The organism is Streptomyces sp. NPDC026092 (genome assembly GCF_040638605.1).
Classification (GTDB): domain Bacteria; phylum Actinomycetota; class Actinomycetes; order Streptomycetales; family Streptomycetaceae; genus Streptomyces.
This window is the reverse complement of sequence record NZ_JBEZYN010000038.1, coordinates 33,754-40,030: the sequence shown is the minus strand read 5'-3', so window position 1 is coordinate 40,030 and position 6,277 is coordinate 33,754. Positions and strand designations below refer to the sequence as shown.

Annotated in this window: 6 protein-coding genes; 5 read left to right on the top strand and 1 reads right to left on the bottom strand. The window is 70.3% G+C overall.

The genetic code is table 11. The features are described 5' to 3' along the window. Positions 1 to 452 (top strand): biotin/lipoyl-containing protein (locus AB0F56_RS35490; RefSeq protein ID WP_362017396.1); only part of this gene is annotated, 452 nt, incomplete at its 5' end. A gap of 175 nt (positions 453 to 627) precedes the next feature. Here AB0F56_RS35490 and AB0F56_RS35485 read toward each other — a convergent pair. Beyond that, positions 628 to 1,542 carry a hypothetical protein gene (locus AB0F56_RS35485; RefSeq protein WP_362017394.1) on the bottom strand — a complete coding sequence of 305 codons (915 nt, stop codon included), beginning with the start codon at positions 1,540 to 1,542 and terminating at the stop codon, positions 628 to 630. A gap of 353 nt (positions 1,543 to 1,895) precedes the next feature. Between AB0F56_RS35485 and AB0F56_RS35480 the strand changes: the two genes are divergently transcribed. Genes AB0F56_RS35480 through AB0F56_RS35465 form a run of 4 tightly spaced genes read left to right on the top strand, consistent with a single transcriptional unit; the run spans position 1,896 to position 6,267 of the window. Beyond that, a complete protein-coding gene (locus AB0F56_RS35480) occupies positions 1,896 to 3,371 on the top strand; it encodes an FAD-dependent monooxygenase (protein WP_362017392.1) in 1,476 nt (491 codons plus the stop codon). Between the two features lie 46 nt (positions 3,372 to 3,417). Continuing rightward, positions 3,418 to 3,747 (top strand): TcmI family type II polyketide cyclase, encoded by a 330-nt coding sequence (locus AB0F56_RS35475; RefSeq protein WP_362017390.1) that lies wholly within the window; start codon positions 3,418 to 3,420, stop codon positions 3,745 to 3,747. A 37-nt stretch (positions 3,748 to 3,784) separates the two neighbouring features. Further along, complete coding sequence (locus tag AB0F56_RS35470; protein ID WP_362017388.1) at positions 3,785 to 5,053, top strand: beta-ketoacyl-[acyl-carrier-protein] synthase family protein; 1,269 nt, start codon at positions 3,785 to 3,787, stop codon at positions 5,051 to 5,053. Continuing rightward, the gene (locus AB0F56_RS35465) at positions 5,050 to 6,267 is read left to right on the top strand and encodes a ketosynthase chain-length factor (protein WP_362017386.1); all 1,218 of its coding nucleotides are present in this window, start codon (positions 5,050 to 5,052) and stop codon (positions 6,265 to 6,267) included. Before AB0F56_RS35470 ends, AB0F56_RS35465 begins: the two co-directional genes overlap by 4 nt. Positions 6,268 to 6,277: the final 10 nt, after the last annotated feature.

Here is a 6,277-nt window from a genome sequence, read left to right as displayed (position 1 = left end):
CGGTCCACACCCGCTGGATCGAGACCGAGTTCGACAACCAGATCAAGCCCTTCGCCCCCGCCGGCACCGAAGCCGACGAGGACGAGACCGGCCGCAGCACGGTCGTGGTCGAGGTCGGAGGCAAGCGCGTCGAGGTCTCTCTGCCGGAATCGCTGGCCATGCCCGCCCGCACCGGTGGGGCGCCCGGCGCCCGGCCGAAGCGACGGGCCGCGAAGAAGTCGGGCCCGACAGCTTCCGGCGACACCCTCGCCTCTCCGATGCAGGGCACCATCGTCAAGGTGGCCGTAGAAGAAGGCCAGGAGGTCAAGGAAGGCGACCTGATCGTCGTTCTCGAAGCCATGAAGATGGAACAGCCCCTGAATGCGCACAAGGCCGGCATCATCAAGGACCTCGGAGCCGAGGTCGGCGCCTCCCTCACGTCCGGCGCCGCGATCTGCGAAATCAAGGACTGACGCCCGACAATTCCCCTGTTCGGCCGCCCCGGAGAAAGGAACCGGGGTGGCCGACTGTATTCCGTAACCCTACGGAAACCGATGGGAAGGGACCCGGGAAATAGGAGCGCCCGGCCGTCTCCGTCCCGGTGTCTTCACCTGGGACGGCCACGGCCGGGCGGTGTGCGGAAGGAATTCAGGCGGTACGGCGCAGAGCGCTCAGCGTCTTGTGGACGTCCGCGTCGTGGTAGTACGTACGGCCCTGCTTGGTGCGGCGGCGCCACTGCTGCTGGCTCGCGTGGCGGTAGACCGTACCCGACGGAATGTTCCACAGCCGGGCGACGTCGGCCGCGCTGAACCAGCGGGTCCTGACCGCCGAGTCCGCTTCAGGGAGCCCGTCCGCCGACGCCTCGGCCGTACCGCCGTCCGCCGTCCCGGCCGGACCCTTCCGCCCGCTCATCAGACGGCTCAACTGCAGCCACTCGTGGCCGAACCAGCGGTGCTCGGCCGAGGCGTCGCAGGTGATCTCGGCCGGGACGCCGGGCTGCTCCGGACGGACCGACGCCGTGAGCCGGCCCGGGCATCCGTCCTCCACGCAGCCCCCGATGGCAAGACGCCTGCTCGGGCCCAGATCGATCACCCGCGTGGCGCCGCGCGCCAACCGGGCCACCTCCTGGGAGAACTCGCCCGCGGCCGCGTGCGCGGCGAGCCAGCCGGAGTGCCGCAGCAGAAACTCGGCGAGCCGCTCGACCGCGCGTCGGGGCGCGGCGACCCCCCGTTCCTGGGAGACCGCGGCGGACCAGGAGGACAGCACCGAGACGATCGCGGAACGCGCCTCCATGGCCGCCGTGTTGAGCGGAAGGCCGGGCAACGGGCCTCCGGAGACCCGGTCCCGCTCGCGGTCCGCGCTGATGTCGAGCCGCCGCGCGCACTCCTCGTACAGCGCGGGCAGCCGTCGCAGCTCCCTCACCAGCCGGTCCCGGCACGACAGGCACAGCATCGTGCCCGACACCGCGAGGCGCCGTGCATGTCCGGCGGCCTCCCGGTGCCGGCATCCCACGCCCGCGCACCTCGTGGCCACCATGCCCGTACGGATCGATTCCCGGTTCACCGAAGCCCCCAACTCGTCATGGAATCCAGGACCGGAAACGTAATTGCGTGCGTCCTGGAAGGGCAACCGGACAGGGCATGTTCTGTTGAAGCTCTGACATGCATTTGAAGCAGGCCGCGCATGCTGCTGAGAATCTGACGGAAACCCCCTGTCAGGGGCCGACTTTGCATGCCTCTGTAGGTTCTCTGGACTCCGCCTTCCATTCGCACACCTGCCTGACGGAACCTCACGGAGACGTGAACATACGGCTCTTGTCTTTCGTTTCCCGGCCGAAGAAGCTTCTTACTAGCTTCCGCAGTTCTGTCTTGAGCTGCACCTCGAAGGAATTTCCACCGAACGCCAAGGAGAGGTACATGGACGCTGCCGTCATTGTCGTGGGCGCGGGCCCCGCCGGAATGATGCTGGCGGGCGAACTGCGGCTCGCGGGCGTCGATGTCGTCGTCCTGGAGCGTCTCCCGGAGCGTACGAGGGAGTCCCGGGGCCTCGGCTTCACCGCACGCACGATGGAGGTCTTCGACCAACGGGACATCCTGTCCCGGTTCGGCGAGGTCGAGACCAGCAACCAGGGGCACTTCGGCGGACTGCCGATCGACTTCGGTGTGCTCGAAGGCGCCTGGCAGGCCGCGAAGAGCGTGCCCCAGTCGGCGACCGAGACCCACCTGGAGCAGTGGGCGACCAGTCTGGGCGCCGACATCCGGCGCGGCCACGAAGTGCTCTCGCTGACCGACGACGGCTCCGGGGTGACCGTCGAGGTGCGCGGCCCGGACGGCGAACACACCCTGCGCGCCCACTACTTGGTGGGCTGCGACGGCGGACGCAGCATGGTCCGCAAAGCCGCCGGCTTCGACTTCCCCGGTACCTCAGCGACGATGGAGATGTTCCTCGCCGACATCAAGGGCATAGAACTGCAGCCCCGCATGATCGGCGAGACGCTGCCCGGCGGCATGGTCATGGTCGGCCCGCTGCCCGGCGGCATCACCCGCATCATCGTCTGCGAGCGCGGCACCCCGCCGCAGCGCCGCGAGACCCCGCCGACCTGGCACGAGGTCGCCGACGCCTGGAAGCGACTCACCGGCGACGACATCTCGCACGCCGAGCCGGTCTGGGTCAGCGCCTTCGGCGACGCGGCCCGCCAGGTCACCGAGTACCGTCGCGGCCGGGTGATCCTGGCCGGCGACTCGGCGCACATCCACCTGCCGGCCGGCGGGCAGGGCATGAACACCAGCATCCAGGACGCCGTCAACCTCGGCTGGAAGCTCGGCGCCGTCGTCAACGGGACCGCCCCCGAAGCGCTCCTGGACACGTACCACAGCGAGCGGCACGCTGTCGGCAAACGGCTGCTGATGAACACCCAGGCGCAGGGCCTCCTCTTCCTGAGCGGCCCCGAGGTGCAGCCGCTGCGCGACGTGCTGACCGAACTCATCCGGTACGACGAGGTCGCCCAGCACCTCGCGGCCATGGTGAGCGGTCTGGAGATCACGTACGACGTCGGCGGCGGCAGCCACCCCCTGCTCGGCAGGCGGATGCCGAACCTGGAGCTCACCACCGCGACCCGGCGGACGACGAGCACAGCGCTCCTGCACTCCGCCCGCGGTGTCCTGCTCGACCTCACCGACAACCCCCGCCTGCGGGCCCGTGCCGCGGCCTGGTCCGACCGGGTCGACGTCGTCACCGCGGAGCCCGGCCCGGTCACCGCGACCAGCGGGCTGCGGGGCACCACGGCCGTACTGATCCGCCCCGACGGCCACGTCGCCTGGGCCGCACCCGGCAGCCACCACGACCTGCCGATGGCGCTGGAGCGCTGGTTCGGCGCACCCCTCAACGGCTGAGCCCCGGACCACGGACCGGCCCGCTCACCCCAGAAAGAGAGAAGAGATGCACAGCACCCTGATCGTGGCGCGGATGGACGTCGAGTCCAGCGCCCAAGTCGCCAAGCTGTTCGCCGACTTCGACGGGTCCGAGATGCCGCACCGCATGGGCACCCGGCGCCGTCAGCTGTTCTCGTACCGAGGCCTGTACTTCCACCTGCAGGACTTCGACGGCGAGAACGGTGGCGAGCTGATCGAGGAGGCCAAGACCGACCCGCGGTTCGTGCGGATCAGCGAGGACCTCAAGCCGTTCATCGAGGCGTACGACCCCGCGACCTGGCGTTCGCCGGCCGACGCGATGGCCACGCGCTTCTACGACTGGACGGCCGCGCGATGACGCCGTCCTCCGCCGACACGATGGGAGGCCACGACCAGTGGGCCGACGCGTAGTCATCACAGGAGTGGGAGTGCTCGCGCCGGGTGGTATCGGCGCCAAGAACTTCTGGAGTCTGCTGAGCGAGGGACGCACGGCGACCCGGGGGATCACCTTCTTCGACCCCTCCTCGTTCCGCTCCAGGGTCGCGGCCGAGGCCGACTTCGACCCCGAACTGCACGGGCTGACTCCGCAGGAGATCCGTCGCATGGACCGCGCCGCCCAGTTCGGCGTGGTCACCGCCCGCGAGGCGCTCGCCGACAGCGGGCTCGACCTCGCCGGCTACGACCCGTACCGCACCGGCGTCACCATCGGCAGCGCCGTCGGCGCCACCACCGGGCTCGACAACGAGTACCGCGTGGTCAGCGACAACGGCAGGCTCGACCTGGTCGACCACACCTACGCGCCGCAGCACCTGTACAACCACTTCGTGCCCAGCTCCTTCTCCGCGGAGGTGGCGTGGGCGGTCGGCGCCGAAGGCCCGGCCACCGTGGTCTCCACCGGCTGCACCTCCGGCATCGACTCGGTCGGCCACGCCGTCGAGCTGATCCGCGAGGGGACCGCGGACGTGATGATCGCCGGTGCGACGGACGCCCCGATCTCGCCGATCACCATGGCGTGCTTCGACGCGATCAAGGCCACCACACCGCGCAACGACGACCCCGAGCACGCCTCGCGGCCCTTCGACGGGACCCGCAACGGCTTCGTCCTCGGCGAGGGGTCCGCGGTCTTCGTCCTGGAGGAGTACGAGAACGCCAGGAGGCGCGGCGCGCACATCTACGCCGAGATCGCCGGCTACGCCTCGCGCTGCAACGCCTTCCACATGACCGGACTGCGCCCCGACGGGCGTGAGATGTCCGAGGCCATCGACACCGCCCTCGCCGAGGCGCGGATGAACCCCGAGCAGATCGACTACATCAACGCGCACGGCTCCGGCACCAAGCAGAACGACCGGCACGAGACCGCCGCGTTCAAGCTGAGCCTCGGCGACCACGCGTACCGCACACCGGTCAGCTCCATCAAGTCGATGGTGGGCCACTCGCTCGGCGCGATCGGCTCGATCGAGATCGCCGCCTCGGTGCTCGCCATGGAGAACCACGTCGTGCCGCCCACCGCGAACCTGCACACCCCCGATCCCGAATGCGATCTCGACTATGTGCCGCTCACCGCGCGCGAACACCGCACCGACGCGGTGCTGACCGTGGGCAGCGGATTCGGTGGGTTCCAGAGCGCGATGGTGCTGGCCCGTCCCGAGAGGAGCGCGGCATGAGCACCAGGACGGTCATCACCGGAATCGGCGTCGCCACGCCCAACGGGCTCGGCGTGGACGAGTTCTGGGCCGCCACCAGGGTCGGCAAGAACGCCATCGGGCCGATCACCCGCTTCGACCCGTCGTCGTACCCGTCCCGACTGGCCGGTGAGATCCGCGGGTTCGAGGTCGGGAACCATCTGCCGAGCCGGCTGATCCCGCAGACCGACCGGATGACCCAGCTCGCCCTGGTCGCGGCCGACTGCGCCTTCGAGGACGCGGGCGTCGAGCCGGGCAACATCCCCGAGTACGACATGGGCGTGGTCACCGCCTCCACCTCGGGCGGCTTCGAGTTCGGCCAGAACGAGCTGAAGAAGCTGTGGAGCCAGGGCAGCCAGTACGTCAGCGCGTACCAGTCCTTCGCCTGGTTCTACGCCGTCAACAGCGGCCAGATCTCCATCCGGAACGGCATGAAGGGCCCCAGCGGGGTGGTCGTCAGCGACCACGCCGGTGGCCTCGACGCCATCGCCCAGGCGCGCCGGCAGATCCGCAAAGGCAGCAAGCTGATCTTCTCCGGCGGCTTCGACGCCTCGATCTGCCCCTGGGGCTGGGTCGCGCAGCTCGCCGGCGGCCGGATCTCCCGGAGCGAGCGGCCCGAGCGCGCCTACCTGCCCTTCGACGCGGCCGCGAACGGCTACGTGCCGGGCGAGGGCGGTGCGCTGCTGATCCTCGAGGACGAGCGGACCGCCCGCGAGCGGGGCGCCGAGAAGATCTACGGCGAGGTCGCGGGCTACGGCGCCACCTTCGACCCGAAGCCCGGCAGCGACCGGGAGCCGGGGCTGCGGCACGCCATCGAGGTGGCCCTCGCCGACGCCGGTGTCGCGGCCGGTGACATCGACGTGGTCTTCGCCGACGCCGCGGGCAGCCGGGACCTGGACCGCCAGGAGGCCGACGCGATCACCGCCGTCTTCGGGCCTTCCGGGGTTCCGGTCACCGCGCCCAAGACGATGATCGGCCGCCTCTACTCCGGCGCCGCACCGGTCGACGTGGTCTCCGCCGTCCTGGCGATGCGCGAGGGCCTGATCCCGCCGACCACCAACGTCGAGCTGTCGCCCGAGTACGACCTCGACCTGGTGACCGGTCAGCCGCGTACCGCGTCGGTGTGCACCGCCCTCGTGCTCGCGCGCGGTGTCGGCGGCTTCAACTCCGCCGTCGTCGTCCGCGCGGTCGACTGACCTCCCCTGC

What these genes read in the sequence shown, in the direction of transcription:
- AB0F56_RS35475 (WP_362017390.1), top strand. Translation starts at nt 3,418, where the DNA reads ATGCACAGCACCCTGATCGTGGCGCGGATGGACGTCGAGTCCAGCGCC.
- AB0F56_RS35480 (WP_362017392.1), top strand. Translation starts at nt 1,896, where the DNA reads ATGGACGCTGCCGTCATTGTCGTGGGCGCGGGCCCCGCCGGAATGATG.
- AB0F56_RS35465 (WP_362017386.1), top strand. Translation starts at nt 5,050, where the DNA reads ATGAGCACCAGGACGGTCATCACCGGAATCGGCGTCGCCACGCCCAAC.